The organism is Methylocystis parvus (assembly GCF_049675845.1).
Taxonomy (GTDB): domain Bacteria; phylum Pseudomonadota; class Alphaproteobacteria; order Rhizobiales; family Beijerinckiaceae; genus Methylocystis; species Methylocystis parvus_A.
Genome location: NZ_CP187161.1, coordinates 3483549 through 3500070, shown reverse-complemented (window position 1 = coordinate 3500070; position 16522 = coordinate 3483549). Strand labels below are relative to the sequence as shown.

Here is a 16522-nt window from a genome sequence, read left to right as displayed (position 1 = left end):
CCCTTAACAAGCGGCGTGGATAGATGGGCGTCCCAACGATCCAGAAAACAAGCCGATGAAATCGCTACAGCTGAAGACGCACGCCTTTCTCGCCTCCGCCGTAACTGCAGCCGTCCTGAGCGCCGCCATCGGCGCCCGCGCGGCCGGCGCCGATTTCGCGACCGCCCCCGCCAAGGGGAGCGTCTCGGCCGTGCGGCTGCTAGCCGCCGGTCCGACGCCGGACGGCGCCTATCGGGCGGGCGTCGAGATCAGCCTCGATCCCCATACAGTCACCTATTGGCGCCAGCCCGGAGAAGCGGGCTCGGCCCCCGTCTTCGATTTCTCGAAATCCACCAATGTCGCGAAGGTCGAGGTCGCCTACCCGGCGCCCAAGCATATCGACGAAGCCGGCACGGTCGTGGCCGGCTATGACGAGACCGTAATCTTCCCGCTGAAAGTGACGCCGAAAGACCCCGCGGCGCCGGTGACGCTCGACATGAAGCTCGACTATGCCGCCTGCGGCAAGATCTGCCTGCCCGCCAAGGCGGACCTCTCGCTCGCTCTGCCCAAAAGCGGCGCCTCGCCCTTCGCCGCCGCCGTCGACGCCGCCGAGAAGCGCGTGCCCACGAAGATCAGCGCTGCGGAGGCCAAGAAGCGGCTCACCGTGAAGAAGGCCGCAGACGGCTGGCGACTGAGCGTCACAGGCCCCGGCAAGGCTCAGGACGTCTTCGCGGAGGTTCAGGAGCCGCTCTTTATCGAGAGCAAGCGCGAGGGCAAGGATTTCACGCTGACGCTGTTCTCGACCGGCGCCACGCCCAAAAGCGCCGACGCGACGCTGACGGTCATCACCGACAAGGACGCCTTCGAAGCGCCCGCGCATCTGGAGTGACGAGCCGCGATCTGGCGGCGCTCATTCCCCTCCCCCTTCGCGGGAAGGGGCCAGGGGTTGGGGTCGACGATCCATGTCGCTATCCCGGGTCCCCCACCCTGCCCTCCCCGCAAGGGGGAGGGAGGGGATCAATCCCCGACGATAGGGAAGAAATTACTCAGCCTCGGCGTCCACAGGCGCGGCGTCGACCGCCGCCGTCTCCTGCTTGGGCGTGCGCTTGAATGTCGACTTGCGGCCGCGGATCGTCTGCAGAATTTTCGCGCCATTGGCGAAGGCGAGATAGATGAAGAGCGGCGGCACCGAGCCGACCGTCTTGGCGTAATCGACTACCGTGCCGCGCTTCAGCGCGAGATAGGGCGCGAGCGTGATGCCGAGCGCCACCATCAGCGTCATGACCAGGATCGACCTGGAGCAGAAGGGCGTAGGGCGCGACAGACCCGTGCAGACCGACGCCGAGCGCGAAGGCGATGAGGCCAATCGCCGCCGCCGGGAAGAAGATCTGATGGGCGATGAGCGAGATCGCCATCACGCGCTTCGCGAGCGGCCAGGGCGCTTCCCAGATCGGCATGACGGTCTTCTGCGCCACCTGGACGAAGCCGTTGGACCAGCGTCGCTGTTGGCGGCGGAAGTCGCGGATGCCGTCCGGCACCTGGCCGGGGATCGGGGGCTGCGAGACGAAAATCCCACGCCAGCCGTCGAGGGCGGCGCGCGAACGGTGAGATCGAGATCCTCGGCAGAGCGAATAATCCGACCAGCCGCCAGCGTCCTCGACCGTCGCGCGGCGCCAGATGCCGCCCGTGCCGTTGAACTGGAACAGCCAGCCGGCGCGTGCGCGTGCGCTGCTCGACGAGGAAATGGCCGTCCTGGATCAGGCCCTGCGCGCGCGTCAGCCAGTTTTCTCGAAATTGACGAACTCGCAGCGCGATTGCGCGAAGCCGCGCGCCCGTCGGTGAGGAAGAGCGGGACTGTGGCCTTCAGCCAATCGGCCGGCGGACGGAAATCGGCGTCGAGCATGGCGATGAAGGGCTCGTTGGTCAGCGTCAGGCCATGGGCGCAGGCCCCGGCCTTGAAGCCCGAGCGGTCCGTGCGCCGGATATGGTCGATGATCGTGCCATTGGCGCGCAGCTCCTCGGCGACGCGCTCGGCGCGTTCGCTGGTCTCGTCGGTCGAATCGTCGAGAAGCTGGATGCGCAGCTTGTCCTTCGGCCAGTCGAGCAGCGCGACGCAGCGCAGCGACTGCTCGGTGACGAGCGGCTCGTTGAACACCGGGATCTGCAGCAGCACATGCGGCAGGTCGGCGTCCGGGATCGACGGGGCCTCAGGGTCGCGGGCGCCGCGCGCAAGGTCGTAGAGGAAGCGGCCGATGACGACGAGATAGCCAATTCCGATGGCCACGAGGATCGCGGCGCAGGCATAGGCGACGGCGTCGACGAGGAAAGGTCAAAAGATCGAGCACCTAAGCCCTACCCCTCTTTTCTCGCCGCTACGGCCGCCCTTTCCGAGGTCTGGGGCTTGTGGGACGCCGCGACGCGCGCTTGAACCTTGTCCTTCGCCCAGACCACCCGGTCGGTCATCCAGGCGTTCACCCAGACCGCAAGCATCACCGCCTCGCGGACCACAAAAACCGCAGGCGCTGCGTAGGATAACTGCCATCCTTTGGCGATGGAAAGCAATGTCTCCAGCGCGAACCACAGCGCGAGAGTCAGCGTGCCGCCCCAGAAAGGCGTTATTCCAGCGAGCGGCGACGCCAGCGCGCCTGCGACAACTGCCGGAAAGGCTTGGCAAATCGGCTCGGCCAGGAAGGACAGCAGCTCGTCGTTCCGGCGGATCACGCTCCAGCGCAATTGTCGTTGATACACGTCATGAAAACTGCGGCGACCGAGATCCTGGCGGACCGGTCGGTGCGAGAAAACCGGGCGTTGACCGACGCGCGCGAGCGCATGGCCGAAGGCGTTGTCCTCTCCCACCGTGTGTGAAATGGCGTCGAACCCGCCCGCCCGAAGGAAGTCCGCTGCGGCGGAACAGCATGATCTTGCCGACCCCATGCCCTGGCGGAAACAGGAGGCGAGGAAGAGCATGCGGGCGTGCGGCCCGTTGATGATCGCCGCCTCGACATGCGCCGGGAAATTGTCGAGGCCCGCGCAATAGGGGATGGCGCAGACGAGGCCAACGTCGTCGTTGAGCTGGCGCAGATGCTCGGCGAGCGCGTCCGGCTCCAGAAGGACATTGGCGTCCTTCATCAGGATCACGTCGTTTTCCGCCTGCATGAAGGGCGCGTAGAGATTATCGACCTTGGGGCTCGCGGCGAAGCGCGCCGTGGAGGCGAGAAGGCGCGCGGGAACCTCTTTGTGGCGCGCGAACAGTTCGCGCATCTTGCGCGCGGCCGGCGAATCCGTGTCCACCGCCGAGGCCGTCACGTCGAAGCGGGGGTAATGCTGCGCGAAGGCCGATTCCTGCGTGCGTTCGAAATCAGCGTCGATCAGCTTTACCGGCAGCACGATGGAGACGGGCGGCTGGTCGCGCCGTCGCGCGCGCCTTTCGGCGATGCGCGGCTGGATAACCGTGGCCACGACGGAGATCACGAGCAGCGTAATGGCCACGGCCCAATAGACCGCCGCGACCCATGTCAGAACATCGAGGAAACTCACGAGGCTCTCGCTCGATCGTCTGTGGAACGTCGGCGGAAAAACGCAGCACGAAGAAATCGACGAGGCGCGGCGGCAGCAGCTCGATGATTCGCAGCGCCCAATACATATAGCGCGGAAAAGCGATGATCGGGCGCCGTTTTTCGAGACCGCGATAGACGATCTCCGCGGCCTCGGCGTCCGTGATCATGCTCGCCTTCCAGGATGTGGTGCGCGCCGACATCGGCGTGTCGACAAAGCCCGGCACGATCAGGCTCATGTCGACCCCATGCGGCGCAAGCTTGGCGCGCAACGCCGTCGCGTAGCTGTGCAGAGCCGCCTTGCTCGCGCAATAAGTGGGCGAGAAGTGCATCGCGCGCAGGCCCATCATCGAGCCCACGAGCGCGACGACGCCCGAGCCGCGCGCGGCGAGCGACGGAATCGCCGGCTCGATCGTGTTGAGCTGGCCGAAGAGATTGATCGAGAAAATCGCGCGCACGGACTCTTCGGGCTCGAGCAGCTGGCCCTGGCGAGAGGCCGGTGGCGACGCCGGCGTTGGCGACGACGACGTCGAGGGGCGCGCGGCATGGGCCTTCTCCACCGCCGCGCGCATGGCCTCCCGATCGCGCACGTCCGCGACATGGATCTCGGCGCTGCCGCCGGTCGCGCGGCAGGCTTCGGCCGCGGCGTCGAGGCGCTTCTGGTCGCGACCAAGAAGATAGAGGCTCGCGCCGTCCTTCGCATAGGCGATGGCGAGCGCCCGGCCGATGCCGGAAGAGGCGCCGGTGATGAGGAGGCGCTGGGTCACATGTTTCCCGCGCGGCATCGGGCAGTTGGGCTTCACGATCCTTTCGTGCTCGCGGCGGCGCGCGGGGGCAGCGGGCCTCAATCAGCGAAACGGATCGACAGCCGCGCCCCCTCTCCCCGCATTGCGGGGAGAGGATTGGGGTGAGGGGCGAGTATCGACGAACACGGTGAAATCCACATCATTTCCGCGGCTCCCGCCGCAGCGTCGCCTCGCCGATGATCCCCGGCGTGCGCGCCGCGCCATGGGCGAAGAGGCGCAGGAAGATTTCCGTGTCCGACGCCCGCAGCACGCGGCCCGACAGCGTCACCGTCTCGCCGCGCAGGATCGGCTGGATGAATTTCGCGGCGAGACCGACAAGGGTGAGATCGGGACGCCAGCTCTTCAGCATCGGCTCGAAAGAAGCGAGCAGCTTCATGCCATGCACAGGCGGCACGGCGAGGCCTATCCTGGCGGCGAGCGCGTCGTCGAGATGAAGCGGATTGTCGTCGCCGGAAACTTCGGCATAGCGCGCGAGCGCCTGCGCGTCGAAGGGGCCGATCACCGTCTCCGGCAGCTTGTCGCCGATCTTGATGTCGTCGCTCATGACGCCGCTCCAAAGCCCGCGCGCGGCACGAGGCGCAGCATGGTTTCGCTTTTCGCGACAGCCTTGCCGTCCAGCGCGGCGATGGTCGCGTCGATGACGAGGCGCGGCGGCGTCTCCTCGCGGCGCATGGCGACGCTCACATCGTAGCTCTCGCCGGCGACGAGCGGCGTCTCATAGGAAAAGCTTTGCGATTCATGAACCGGCACGACCTCGAGCGCCGCGCAGAGATCGCGCACCGGATCGAACAGCGTCGGATCGGTCAGCCAGACGGCGGGAAAGGAAAGCGGCACGCTGGCGCCGTCGCCGCCGGTCTCGCGCGAATAGGCCACGGCCTGCGCCGGATCGACGCGCAGACGAAAGGGACCGAGGGTCTTGGGCGCGTCAGGCTGCATGGCGGACGATCAGCACGGCATTGATGCCGCCAAAGGCGAAGGAGTTGGACATGGCCGCCTCGATCTTGTGCGGACGCGCGACATTGGGCACCGCGTCGATGGGACAGCGCGGATCGAACTCCAGGAAGTTGATGGTCGGCGGCGCGATCTGGTTGCGCAGCGCCTCGATGGCGATCGCCAGCTCCAGGCCGCCAGAGGCGCCGAGCGCATGGCCGTGAATGGGCTTGGTGGAGGAGACGGGAACCTCGCGGCCGTAATCGCCGAAGACGCGCAGGATCGCTTCGGACTCGGTGATGTCGTTGGCGTGCGTCGCCGTGCCATGGGCGTTGACGTAATGGATATCCGTCGGCGCGAGGCCGGCGTCGTCCAGCGCCGCCGCGATGCAGCTCGACGCGCCGTCGAGATCGGGGCGCACCGGGTCCTTGGCGTCGCTCGTCGTGCCGTATCCCGCGAGCTCGCAGAGCGGCTCGTGGCCGCGCGCTTCGCGGCCTCGGCCGTCTCCAGAACGAAGACCGCCGCGCCTTCGCCGAGCGACATGCCGTTGCGGCCCATGGAGAAGGGGCGGCAGAGATTGGGCGTCATCACCCGCAGCCCTTCCCAGGCGCGGATCGTGGCGTTGATCACGCAGGCCTCCGTCCCGCCCACGATCGCCCTGTCCACCATGCCGCAGCGGATCATCTGCAGGCCGATGCCGACGGACTGGCTCGCGGAGGAGCAGGCGCTGCCGACGGCGAAGGTGGGTCCGAGCGCCGAAAACCGCGCGCCGAGCGTCGTCGGCATGGCGCTGGGGATGAGCTTGGGCACGCTCAACGTCTCGGGACGCGTGTTCTCCACGTAATAGCGGTAGATGCCGTCCTCGATGGTGGTCATGCCGCCAATGCCGCTGCCCATGATGACGGCGGTGCGCGGCCCGGCGATGTCCTTGCGGCCAAAGCCCGCCTGCGCCATCGCCTCGTCGGCGGCGACAACGGCGAATTGCGTGAAGGGGTCGCAGAAGGGAAGGACGTTCGGCTCGATATAGGCCGCCGGATCGAAATCCGGCACCTGGGCGGCGATCTTGATGCGGCCGTCATAGGGACGCGCCGTCTTCAGCTCGCGAACCTGGGTGACGCCGTCGCGCGCCGCCTCCCATAGCCTGCGCGCGCCGACGCCGGAGGCGCAGACCGCGCCCATGCCGGAGACGACGACGCGCCGTCCGCCGCCTCCCCCACGCGATGCCGCCATTTACTGGGTCTCGCGCTCTTTCTGAATGTGATCGGCGATGGCGTCGATCAGACTCTCGACCGTCTTCGCCTCCTGCAGCGAGCCGTCCATCGGGATGTAGACGTTGAACTTCTCTTCGAGGGCCGTGAGGATCATCACGATATCGACCGACTTGAGGTCGAGGCTTTCGATCGTGGCGTCCGGCGTCACCTTGGTGCGGTCGACCATGCCCTCAGAAGCGATCACTTCGATGATCTCTTCTTTGAGCTTGGCAATGTCCTGAGGATTATCAGACACGAAATCCCTCCCTTAAGGGTCTCCGCCGTCCCGAGAAGGAGCGGGCGCCGCCACGCGGCGCATTGACGCAGGTCGCCCCGGACGCGACGCCTGAGAGAAGGCGCGGCCGCGCGCCGGCCCTCGCCGCCCTGAAGCGGGCAGCGCGACTTGGTTACGGGTTTTAAACCGGAAAATAAAGCCCGGCTCAACCATCCGGACCCGCCCTATCGCGCGCGCCCGCTTCCCCAAGGCGGCTCTTTCTGGCAAAAGGCCCCGCAAAACATGAGGGGTCAGGTCCAAATGAGCGCCAACGAAACAGCCATCGCCGGGGTTTTTCCACAGCCGACCGAGGAGCAGTGGCTCAAGCTCGTCGACAAGGCGTTGAAGGGCGGCTCCTTCGATTCCCTCGTTTCGAAGACCTATGACGGCGTCGCCATCGCGCCCCTTTACGCCCGCGCGAAGGCGGAAGGCCCGCGCGCCTTGCGCCGCACGCCCGGCCGCTGGTCGATTCTCGGCCGCGTCGACCTCGCGGACGCCGACGCCGCCAGTAAGCTGGCGATAGAAGACCTCGAAGGCGGCGCGGACGGCCTGCACATCGTCTTCGCCGGATCGCAGGGCGCTTACGGCGCGGGCCTGACCAGCGACAGCGACGAGACGATCGCCCACCTTGTCGAGGGCATCCGCCTCGATTACGGCATCCCGGTCCTCGTCGAGGCCTCGCCGCGCGCGCCGAACGCGACGGCCGCCATCATGCGCTATGTCGACAGCCATCACATCGAGCCGTCGATCACCCGCATTTCGCTCGGCCTCGATCCTTTGGGCCTGCAGGCGCTGCACGGCTTCGCGCCGGCCCCCTGGGCGCAGGCGTCGAAGACCTTCGCCGAGACCGCCAAATCCGTCGCCAAGGCGGGCTTCGCCAATGGCGCCGCGGTGGCCGACGCGCGCGTGATCCACGCCGCGGGCGGCTCGGAGACGCAGGAGCTCGCTTTCGCGCTCTCCGCCGCCGTCGCCTATCTGCGCGCGCTGACGGATAATGGTCTGGACGTCGAGACGGCCCGTACGCTCATCGCGCTGCGCTTCGCCGCTGACGCCGACGAATTCATGGGCGTCGCCAAGTTCCGCGCCGCCCGCCGCCTCTGGGCGCGCGTCGAAGAAGCCTGCGGCCTTGCGCCCAAGCCCGCCCTCATCTTCGCGGAAACGGCTTGGCGCACGATGTCGCGCCGCGATCCGTGGAACAATATTCTGCGCGGCACGCTCGCGACCTTCTCGGCCGCCATCGGCGGGGCGGACACGATCACCGTGCTGCCCTTCACCCAGGCGCTCGGCGCGCCGGACGCCTTCGCCCATCGCATCGCCCGCGACACCCAGCTCGTGCTGCAGGACGAGTCGCATATCGACGTCGTCGACGATCCGACGAGCGGCGCCGGCGGCTTCGAGGCGTTGACCAGCGAGCTTTGCGAGCGCGCCTGGGCCGCCTTCCAGGAGATCGAGGCCGAGGGCGGCCTGCCGGCTTCGCTGGAAAAGGGAAGCTTGCAGGGCCGCGTCGCGGCGATGGCCGGCGAGCGCGCCAAGAAGGTCGCGCGCGCCAGGGAAAAGGTCATCGGCGCCAACGAATTCCCGGACATTCACGAGAAGCTGCTCGACGTGCTGGCGCCTTTCGACGCCGCGCGCCAGACCGCGGACGCCCCGGCGGGCGCCGTAAAGACGGCGGCCCTCGCCGTGCGCCGGCTCTCCGAGCCTTTCGAGCGCCTGCGCGACGCGTCGGACGCCTACGCCCAAAAAGCGGGCGCCCGCCCGAAGGTCTTCCTCGCCAATCTCGGCTCGGTCGCGGCCTTCACCGCCCGCGCCAACTTCGCCAAGAACTTCTTCGAAGCCGGCGGTATCGAAGCGGTTTTCGGGCCGGAAACCAATGAGACGGCCGAGATGGTCGCCGCCTTCAAGGCCTCTGGCGCGAAACTCGCTTGCCTGTGCTCGTCGGACAAGATCTACGCCGACGCCGCCGAGCCGGCGGCTCTCGCCCTCAAGGGCGCGGGCGCCAAGGTCTATTCCGCCGGCCGCCCCGGCGATCTGGAGCAGAAGCTGCGGGACGCGGGCGTGACGGGGTTCATTTTTGTCGGATGCGATATGTACGACGTTCTTCAGAAGGCGTTAGAGGAGGCCAAATGAGGTTTTGGGCAGTCGCCATTTTGACGTCGCTCGCGGCGAGCGGCGCGCTGGCGAAGGGGGGACACAAGCACCATCTCGCAAAGCCGAAGGCGGAAGCCGAGAGCGCCGCTCCGGCCCGCGCCTCCGGCCCTGACGGCTCCTGGAGCGTGGAAGCGACGACGAGCGTCGGAACCTGCCCGGCGTTGATTCCGTCGAAGCTCGACATCGCCGACGGCAAGATCGCCTCGGCCGAAGGCGCGCAGGTCGAATCCTGGGGCTATGTGGACGAGAGCGGCAACATCGTCGCCCGCTTCACCGGCGCTGGCGAGCATGTGGCCCGTTTCCACGGGGTGCTGAAGGGCGGCAAGGGCTCGGGCGCGTGGTCGTCCTCGACCGATATGTGCGGCGGCACCTGGAAGGCGGCGCAGCAGTAGGCCCCCTCCCCACCCCTCCCCCGCTGACGCGGGAGAGGGAGCAGATCGTGGCCTTCATCGACAATCTCAATCGTGAGCGTCCCCCTCCCGCGAAGCGGGGGAGGGACAGGGAGGGGGCTCGCGCCGCATCCCTTCCCATCGGGCTTTCGCAAGCTAGCTGATCCCGGATCGCCAATCCGGGAGACCGCTCATGTCCGCGCCCGACCGTCCTCCCCGCGTCATCGTCATCGGCGGCGGCTTCGCCGGCATATCGGCCGCGCAGGGCCTTTTCGGGAGCGGCGCCAATATTCTGGTTCTCGACAAGGAGAACCATCACTGCTTCCAGCCTTTGCTCTATCAGGTCGCGACCGCCGCCCTCGCCTCGGCCGACGTCGCCTGGCCCATCCGCTATGTGCTGCGCGGGCGCGACGACGTCACCGTGATGATGCTCGCGGTCGAGGGCGTCGACCGCACGCGCAAGGTCGTGAAAACGAAGGTCGGCGACATCGCCTATGATTATCTCGTCGTCGCGACGGGCGCGGCGCATTCCTATTTCGGCCATGACGACTGGGCCAAGGCCGCGCCGGGCCTCAAATCCGTCGACGACGCGACGCTGATCCGCAGCCGGCTGCTCACGGCCTTCGAGAAGGCGGAGGCGAGCGTCGACGCGGACGAGCGCACGCGGCTCCTGACCTTCGTCATTGTCGGCGGCGGACCAACCGGCGTGGAGCTGGCCGGCGCCATCGCCGAGCTCGCTCGCGGGGCCCTGCCTGCGGAATTCCACAGGGCCGATCCGCGCAAGGCGCGCATCCTGCTGCTGGAGGCCGGGCCCCGCATTCTCTCGACTTTCCCGGAACGGCTGTCGGATTACGCTGCGAACGCGCTCGCGCGCATGGGCGTCGAGGTGAGGACCAATACGGCGGTCGAGCAGGTTTACGAGGACAGGGTCGTTGCGAACGGCTCGGACATTCCGGCCGGGGCGATCCTCTGGGCCGCCGGCGTGCGCGCGTCGCCGGGGGCCAATTGGCTCGGGGTGAACGCCGACAAGAGCGGGCGCATCGAGGTGACGCCCGAACTGACGGTTCCCGGGCTTCCGGAGGTCTATGTCGTCGGCGACCTTGCGCGCGTCAAAGGCCCGGACGGAACGCCGGTTCCCGCGCTGGCCGCCGCCGCAAAGCAGATGGGCTGGTACGCCGGCCGCGCCATCAGGCGGCGGCTACGCGGCGAGGCGCCCCGCAAGCCCTTCCGCTATCGCGACCATGGCAGCCTCGCGACCATCGGGCGAAAATCGGCGATCGTGAAGCTCGGACGCCTTGAGCTGACGGGCTTTCCCGGCTGGCTCTTCTGGAGCGTCGTCCATGTGTATTTTCTGGTGAATCTGCGTAGCCGGATTCTCGTCGCGATCAGCTGGATCGCCGCCTATTTCACCTATCATCGCGGCGCGCGGCTGATTACGCGGTGAGGACGGTCGCGAGGTTGGGGGCAAACCTCGGCGGCGGCCTCGTCCTTCGAGACGCGAGCTTTGCTCGCTCCGATGAGGCCCAAGTAATCCACGCTGCAAAAAGAAGCCCCTCATGCCGAGGACCTTGCGCAGCAAGCGTCTCGAAGCACGAGGGGCGTCACCACCTCTATGGGAGCTGGGTTAGTTCTCTTCGTCCCGCGGGAGCAGCGGCTCGCTGCGCAGCCCACGCGGCGCCGGAGTGGCCTGCGGCGCAGCCGCCTGCGTCACCGGCATCTGCGAATAGTCCGCCGGCTCCGCGCGCGAGGCGGTCAGGCCGTCGCGCTGATAGATGTCTTCGCGGAACTGGGTGACGCCGTCGGGGGTGCCCCAGGCGGTGACATAAACCCAATAGACCGGCACGGCGGGATTGATCTTCACGTCGAGGCGTTCGCCCGAGGCGATGGCGCGGTCGATCGCGTCGCGGTCCCAGCCCGGCGTCTCGCGCAGCAGGAAGGCGACATAGTCGCGGACATTCTGCAGGCGGATGCAGCCCGAGGAGACGAAGCGGTAATCGTCGCCGAAGACGCCCTTGGCCGGCGTGTCGTGCATGTAGACGCCGTAAGGATTGGCGATATCGATGCGCACGACGCCGAGCGAGTTGAAGTCGCCGCCAATGTCCTGGCGGAACTTGTAGTTCATCGCATCGAGCGAACGCCAGTTGATCTGCTCGGGCTGCAGCTCCTGGCCTTCCTTGTTGTAGACGCGGATGTGGTTGTCGTGGAGATAGTTCGGGTCCGCCTGCATCTTGGGGATCAGATCCTTGCGGATGACCGAGGCGGGCACCGTCCAGAACGGGTTGAAATTGACCTGATAGGCCTTGGTCTGCATCACCGGCGACTGGCGGTCGATCTTGCCGACGCCCGCAATGTGATGGGAGACGACCTGCCCGCTCTCCACCGTCTCGACCTGCGCGGCCGGAATATTGGCGGTGACGTAGCGATTGCCGAGATCATGCGAGAAGCTGCGCAGCCGCACGAGATTGGTCTCGAGCTGGCGCAGGCGCGTCTCGGCCGACACGTTCAGCGCCGTCAGCGTCTGCTGGTTGACCACGCCGGTCTCGATGATGCCGTGGCGCGCCTGGAAACGGCGCACCGCCGCCTCGACATAGGAATCGAAAACCGGGCTCGTGCCGGTCTCGGGGCCGATATCGCCGGAGACGATGAGGCGCCGTCGCAGCGCCGACACGGCCGGGCCGTTCGAGCCGAGCCGCACTTGCTGGGCCGGCACCTGCGGCCAGCCGCCATTGTTCACGATCTCGCGATAGCGCTCGATCGCCTGCTCGGTCGCGGACACCGTGGCTTCGGAGAGAATGGGCGTCGTCGAGCGCGAAACGGTCAGGCGCGCGGCGGCGTCGTAGCTCTGGGCCCATTCGGCCTGCCCGGTCTCCGCGCGCGCAGGCATGGCCGCGCCGAGCGCAAGGCCAAGGGACAGCGGAAGCAGAGAAAGCGGAGGGATCGCGATTTTTTGCAACATTCGCTCCAGTCGCAGTGGATTCCGCGGCCGCGGAGGAAAACGGTTCGACCGGCGTCAAGCCCAAGGCTGCGCCGGATGAGGGTTTACATGATGTGCAGCTTCAGAGTTAACAAGGAACGAATAGGCGGCGATTTTGTGGCTTTCACCCCCGATTTCCGGGGAAAACCGGACCCAGAATGGGCTAAGACCGCAGGGCGCAAGTCTAATTCTGGCGCCCTCAGCCCACCCGCACCCAGCCCTCCGGCCCCAGCCGCTCCTGCGGCAGGAAGCGGGCCTTGTAGGCCATCTTGCGCGAGCCCTCGACCCAATAGCCGAGATAGAGATGCGGCAGGCCGGCGGCGCGGGCGCGCTCCATATGGTCGAGGATCATGAAGGAGCCGAGCGAGCGGCTCTCGAAGGCGGGCTCGTAAAATGAGTAAACCATGGAGAGGCCGTCGGCGAGCCGGTCGGTGAGGCAGCAGGCGACGAGGCGATCGGCGTCGCCGCCCGGCAGATTGGGCGACAGGCGGTATTCGATCAGCCGCGTGTCAACATGGCTGTCCTCGATCATCATCTGGTAATCGACCAGATTCATGTCGGCCATGCCGCCATCCGCGTGCCGCGCGCCGACATAGCGGCGGAACAGGGCGTACTGCTCGGGCGTCGCGCGGGCCGGACGCGGCTCGCCGGTAATATCCTCGTTTCGGCGCAGGGTGCGCCGCTGGGTCTTGTCGGGCGAAAATTCGTCGAGGAGGACGCGCACCGACACGCAGGCCCGGCATTGCTCGCAAGCCGGACGATAGGCGATGGTCTGCGACCGGCGGAAGCCGCTTTGCGTCAGCGTGTCGTTGAGCGCCGGCGCCCGCAGGCCGATGAGATGGGTGAACACCTTTCGCTCCGCGCGCCCCGGCAGATAGGGGCACGGCGCCGGCGAGGTGAGATAGAATTGTGGCGCGTCTCGTGGCTCTTTGGTCACGGAAAACTCGGTCCCTGGCTCATCAGAGAATAGGGCGAGAAAAGGCTTCGCGCCAATCGCTAATTCAGGCCGACCGCCTCAGCACGATCACGTCCGCCACGATGTCGTGCAGGCAGCGCTTGTCGCTCGTCACGAAGGAGACGAGCAGCAGCGGCGGCAGCATCCAGGTGACGTAGAACAACACCGCATGCACCGCCGCCTGCAGGAAAGGCACGGGCTCGCCCTGCATGGTGCGCATCTCGAGATCCATGAAGGCCATGCCCGGCGTGGCCATGCGCCAGCCCGAGACCGTCAGGCCGTTATAGAAGAAGGCGACGATCGGAAAGAGCGGCGGCAGCAGCAGCGCCGACATGCCGAAGCTCAGGATGAAGAGGCCGAAGAACAGCGCCACCGAGATCGCCGACACCAGGATGAGGTCGAGGCCCACAGCCATGATGCGGCGGGTGCGCACGCCCTCCAGCGCCTGGGGCGGGATATAAGGCGGCGTCGCCGAGCGGAAGTCGGAGGCCCGCCTTGGGTAGTCGCCGCGATAGTCGCCCTGGGTCATGGTCTCGATCCTTGGCGCGGGAAACGCGCGCGTCGCTCAATGTCGGACGGGGGGCCGGGAGTTTCAAGACGCCCTCGCGCAAAGGGCGCTTGCGCGACCAGCGGCGCTGTGGTCAGCTAAACGCCTTTAGAAAAACGTTTTTCAGGGAGCGCAGATGTTCAAGACCATCGTCCTTTTTTCGGACGGCACCGGAAACAGCTCCGCCTCCCCTTTCAAGACGAACGTCTTCCGCCTCTACGACGCGCTCGACATGTCTCCGGAGAAGGGACAGATCGCCTATTACGACGACGGGGTGGGCTCTTCGCAGCACCGCTGGCTCGCAGCGCTCGGCGGCGCCTTCGGCTTCGGCATGAAGCGCAACGTGCTCGATCTCTACAAATTCCTCACCCGGCACTATTCCGACGCGCTCGAGGCGCTCACCGATCCAGACACCGGCAAGATCCCCGAGAATCGCAAAGGCGAGATCCCGAAGATCGCCTGCTTCGGCTTCAGCCGGGGCGCCTTCACCATCCGCGTCCTGGTGGGGCTGGTCGATTCCGAGGGACTGCCCGTCAATGCGGATTCGGAGGCCGAACTCGACCGGCTCGCGCGCTGCGCCTATCGGCGGATGCGCGCGGAACATTTCAAGACGCGGCTGGGGCTCGAAAATCTCTGGCGCTGGCCGCGCGACGACGTCGTCATCCCCCTGCTCGACCGACTGCTCGGCCGCCGGCCATACGCGCCCGATAGGAATTGCCGCGTCGGGAAGATCGACTTTCTCGGCCTGTGGGACACGGTCGGCGCCTATGGCATGCCGGTGGAAGAGCTGCGGATCATGATCGACCGCTACGTCTTCCCCCTCACCTTCAGCAGCTACGACCTGCTCGACTATGTGAAAGTGACGCGCCATGCGCTTTCGATCGACGACGAGCGCGACGCCTTCACGCCCATCCCCTTCGACGACTCGCTCGCCCGCAAGGAAGCGCGCGAGCTGCGCGCGGCCATTGTCGAGGTGCTCGTTCAGGCGGGGCATTCCCGGGAGGACGCCGAAAAGAAGGCGCATGAGGAAGTGAGCGAACGCAGCCGGCAGATCTGGTTCGCCGGCGTTCACGCCAATATCGGCGGCGGCTATCCCGACGACAGCCAGGCGATCCTGCCGCTACGCTGGATCATGAAGGAGGCGATGCGCGCGGGCGTCGCTTTTCGAGAGGGCCTCGTCGCCGACATCTGCGCCAAGGCCACCGCTTTCGGCCAGCTTTACGACTCGCGCGCCGGTTTCGGCGCCCTCTATCGCTACAAGCCGCGCGACATTGCCGGCATCCTGAGCGACGCGCAGCGACTGACGCGGAAAATCCAGCCGGGCACCAGGGCCGCCGCCGCCGCCGAGGCGCCGGTCACGCCGCTCGTTCATGAAAGCGTCGTGCAGCGCATGGCGCTGCGCTTCGAAGGCTATGCGCCGATAGCGCTGCCAGCCCGAATGGACGTCGTCGATGACGACGGTCGGCTTCTCTATCAAGTCGAGTCGAGTCCCGATGACGAGGCACGCAAGGCCGCTTTCATGACGCGTATGAACGGCGTCAAGGCGTCTTCATTGACGGAAGCGATCGAGAAACTGCGCGCGCCGAAGCCCGCTTTGCTGAAGCTCGTCACCAACGCGGTCTTCTGGCGGCGCGTCATGTATCAGGTGACGCTCTGGTCGCTGCTCGTGCTCGTCTTCCTGACGCCGCTCCTCGACAGGGACGCGGACGGCGGCGATTTCGCAATTCCCCTCGCCGACATTGCGGCCTTCGTCGGCGGCTATCTGCCGGGCTTCCTCTCGCCCTGGCTGGAGGGCTTCGTCGAGCATCCCATCTTCTCGGGGACGCTCGGCGCGATCTTCCTCGCTTCTTTCCTGTGGGGCGGGCGTCTGCGCGTCATCATCGCCGACCGCTCCCGCGCCGCCTGGGGCATGGCCGACGAGGAGCCGCGCGGCGCCGTGACGAAGTTCTGGGACGATGTCGGCGCCTGGCTTGTCAATTGCCGTCCAGCCAGCAGCTTCTGGAGCGTCGTCTCCAACCACCTCCTGCCCGCCGTGCTGCTCGGACTGGCTTTCGCGGTCGTGCTCTTTATCGGGGATCGCCTCGTCTTCCATCTGCGCGCTTATCGGGGCGACGTCTGCCAGGCGTCGACGAACCCGGAGACGCTAAGGCTGGGCGAGGAAAAGACGTTCGCGTTCCAGACGGCGACGCCCTGCCTCGCGACGGGCGTGAGGCTCGAGAAGGGCCGCAGCTATGTCGCCACCTTCGCGGTCACGGCGGACTGGCGCGACGCCGACCTCGCCGCCAATCTCGGCGGCCTGAAGCGCAACGAGCTGAGCCTCGCGCAGAAGGCGGAACTCTTCCTCGCCGGCCTCGCTGTACGGCGCGTGATCGACCAGCCCTGGTTCAAGCCCATGCTGCAGATGGGCGAGGACGCCTTCACGATCCTCCCGGCCGACCCCACGCCGCCCTTCCCCAAAGGCGACGGCAAGCAGGTCATGACCGTGCGCTTCAAGGCGCCCAAATCGGCGGAGCTGTTTCTTTACGTCAACGACGCCTATTCGGGCTTCTTCCCGACCGCGCTCGTTCTCGGCCAGCAGGGCCGCAACCCCGACGGCGCGTGGCGGCATACTTATGGAAACAATGCGGGGGCAGCCAAGGTCGCGCTCAAAGCGTTGCCTGCGGATTATGGGGATTAAAGGCGCGCGCGCCTTGACGAGGTCATGAAGCTGTCGCAA

Annotated in this window: 14 protein-coding genes and 3 pseudogenes; 5 read left to right on the top strand and 12 right to left on the bottom strand. The window is 66.9% G+C overall.

Annotation, left to right across the window (positions count from 1 at the left end; translation table 11 throughout):
• Positions 1-55 precede the first annotated feature (55 nt).
• The gene (locus tag ACPFMJ_RS18080; protein WP_424361289.1) at positions 56-868 is read left to right on the top strand and encodes a protein-disulfide reductase DsbD domain-containing protein; all 813 of its coding nucleotides are present in this window, start codon (positions 56-58) and stop codon (positions 866-868) included.
• 153 nt (positions 869-1021) lie between these two features.
• Here the strand turns inward: ACPFMJ_RS18080 and ACPFMJ_RS18075 are convergent, their stop codons facing one another.
• The 9 genes and pseudogenes from ACPFMJ_RS18075 to ACPFMJ_RS18035 form a co-directional block, all read right to left on the bottom strand.
• On the bottom strand, positions 1022-1345 hold the full coding sequence (locus ACPFMJ_RS18075; RefSeq protein WP_424361288.1) for a hypothetical protein: 324 nt from the start codon (positions 1343-1345) through the stop codon (positions 1022-1024).
• A gap of 43 nt (positions 1346-1388) precedes the next feature.
• A pseudogene (locus ACPFMJ_RS18070) lies at positions 1389-1658 on the bottom strand (glycosyltransferase family 2 protein); the annotation flags it as partial.
• A gap of 209 nt (positions 1659-1867) precedes the next feature.
• Positions 1868-2134: pseudogene (locus ACPFMJ_RS18065) on the bottom strand (glycosyltransferase); the annotation flags it as partial.
• 197 nt (positions 2135-2331) lie between these two features.
• Positions 2332-3366, bottom strand: a complete 1035-nt coding sequence (locus tag ACPFMJ_RS18060; protein WP_424363911.1) for a glycosyltransferase — start codon at positions 3364-3366, stop codon at positions 2332-2334.
• The gene (locus ACPFMJ_RS18055) at positions 3338-4300 is read right to left on the bottom strand and encodes an SDR family NAD(P)-dependent oxidoreductase (RefSeq protein WP_424361287.1); all 963 of its coding nucleotides are present in this window, start codon (positions 4298-4300) and stop codon (positions 3338-3340) included. The genes ACPFMJ_RS18060 and ACPFMJ_RS18055 overlap by 29 nt, the downstream gene beginning before the upstream one ends.
• A 178-nt stretch (positions 4301-4478) precedes the next feature.
• Positions 4479-4883 carry a MaoC family dehydratase gene (locus ACPFMJ_RS18050; protein WP_424361286.1) on the bottom strand — a complete coding sequence of 135 codons (405 nt, stop codon included), beginning with the start codon at positions 4881-4883 and terminating at the stop codon, positions 4479-4481.
• Positions 4880-5275: a hypothetical protein gene (locus tag ACPFMJ_RS18045; RefSeq protein WP_424361285.1), complete on the bottom strand. Its 396-nt coding sequence runs from the start codon at positions 5273-5275 to the stop codon at positions 4880-4882. The genes ACPFMJ_RS18050 and ACPFMJ_RS18045 overlap by 4 nt, the downstream gene beginning before the upstream one ends.
• Positions 5265-6499 (bottom strand): annotated as a pseudogene (locus ACPFMJ_RS18040) (beta-ketoacyl-[acyl-carrier-protein] synthase family protein). The gene ACPFMJ_RS18045 and the pseudogene ACPFMJ_RS18040 overlap by 11 nt, the downstream one beginning before the upstream one ends.
• Complete coding sequence (locus ACPFMJ_RS18035; protein WP_424361284.1) at positions 6500-6775, bottom strand: acyl carrier protein; 276 nt, start codon at positions 6773-6775, stop codon at positions 6500-6502.
• A 279-nt stretch (positions 6776-7054) separates the two neighbouring features.
• Between ACPFMJ_RS18035 and ACPFMJ_RS18030 the strand changes: the two genes are divergently transcribed.
• The 3 genes from ACPFMJ_RS18030 (at position 7055) to ACPFMJ_RS18020 (ending at position 10774) form a co-directional block, all read left to right on the top strand.
• The gene (locus ACPFMJ_RS18030) at positions 7055-8920 is read left to right on the top strand and encodes a methylmalonyl-CoA mutase family protein (protein ID WP_424361283.1); all 1866 of its coding nucleotides are present in this window, start codon (positions 7055-7057) and stop codon (positions 8918-8920) included.
• Positions 8917-9333, top strand: a complete 417-nt coding sequence (locus ACPFMJ_RS18025) for a hypothetical protein (RefSeq protein WP_424361282.1) — start codon at positions 8917-8919, stop codon at positions 9331-9333. The genes ACPFMJ_RS18030 and ACPFMJ_RS18025 overlap by 4 nt, the downstream gene beginning before the upstream one ends.
• A 190-nt stretch (positions 9334-9523) precedes the next feature.
• A complete protein-coding gene (locus ACPFMJ_RS18020; RefSeq protein WP_424361281.1) occupies positions 9524-10774 on the top strand; it encodes an NAD(P)/FAD-dependent oxidoreductase in 1251 nt (416 codons plus the stop codon).
• A 180-nt stretch (positions 10775-10954) separates the two neighbouring features.
• Here the strand turns inward: ACPFMJ_RS18020 and ACPFMJ_RS18015 are convergent, their stop codons facing one another.
• The 3 genes from ACPFMJ_RS18015 to ACPFMJ_RS18005 form a co-directional block, all read right to left on the bottom strand.
• Positions 10955-12286, bottom strand: a complete 1332-nt coding sequence (locus ACPFMJ_RS18015; protein WP_424361280.1) for a L,D-transpeptidase family protein — start codon at positions 12284-12286, stop codon at positions 10955-10957.
• A 217-nt stretch (positions 12287-12503) separates the two neighbouring features.
• Entirely contained in the window at positions 12504-13241 is a 738-nt protein-coding gene (locus tag ACPFMJ_RS18010) for an arginyltransferase (protein ID WP_424361279.1), read from the bottom strand.
• Between the two features lie 64 nt (positions 13242-13305).
• Entirely contained in the window at positions 13306-13788 is a 483-nt protein-coding gene (locus ACPFMJ_RS18005) for an RDD family protein (RefSeq protein WP_424361278.1), read from the bottom strand.
• Positions 13789-13942: 154 nt separating this feature from the next.
• Here ACPFMJ_RS18005 and ACPFMJ_RS18000 point away from each other — a divergent pair, with 154 nt between their 5' ends.
• On the top strand, positions 13943-16483 hold the full coding sequence (locus tag ACPFMJ_RS18000) for a DUF2235 domain-containing protein (RefSeq protein WP_424361277.1): 2541 nt from the start codon (positions 13943-13945) through the stop codon (positions 16481-16483).
• The last annotated feature ends 39 nt before the right edge of the window (positions 16484-16522 follow it).

Coding starts and splice junctions, on each gene's coding strand:
- ACPFMJ_RS18025 (WP_424361282.1), top strand. CDS start 8,917: ATGAGGTTTTGGGCAGTCGCCATTTTGACGTCGCTCGCGGCGAGCGGC.
- ACPFMJ_RS18045 (WP_424361285.1), bottom strand. CDS start 5,275: ATGCAGCCTGACGCGCCCAAGACCCTCGGTCCCTTTCGTCTGCGCGTC.
- ACPFMJ_RS18015 (WP_424361280.1), bottom strand. CDS start 12,286: ATGTTGCAAAAAATCGCGATCCCTCCGCTTTCTCTGCTTCCGCTGTCC.
- ACPFMJ_RS18000 (WP_424361277.1), top strand. CDS start 13,943: ATGTTCAAGACCATCGTCCTTTTTTCGGACGGCACCGGAAACAGCTCC.
- ACPFMJ_RS18050 (WP_424361286.1), bottom strand. CDS start 4,883: ATGAGCGACGACATCAAGATCGGCGACAAGCTGCCGGAGACGGTGATC.
- ACPFMJ_RS18020 (WP_424361281.1), top strand. CDS start 9,524: ATGTCCGCGCCCGACCGTCCTCCCCGCGTCATCGTCATCGGCGGCGGC.
- ACPFMJ_RS18030 (WP_424361283.1), top strand. CDS start 7,055: ATGAGCGCCAACGAAACAGCCATCGCCGGGGTTTTTCCACAGCCGACC.
- ACPFMJ_RS18080 (WP_424361289.1), top strand. CDS start 56: ATGAAATCGCTACAGCTGAAGACGCACGCCTTTCTCGCCTCCGCCGTA.
- ACPFMJ_RS18005 (WP_424361278.1), bottom strand. CDS start 13,788: ATGACCCAGGGCGACTATCGCGGCGACTACCCAAGGCGGGCCTCCGAC.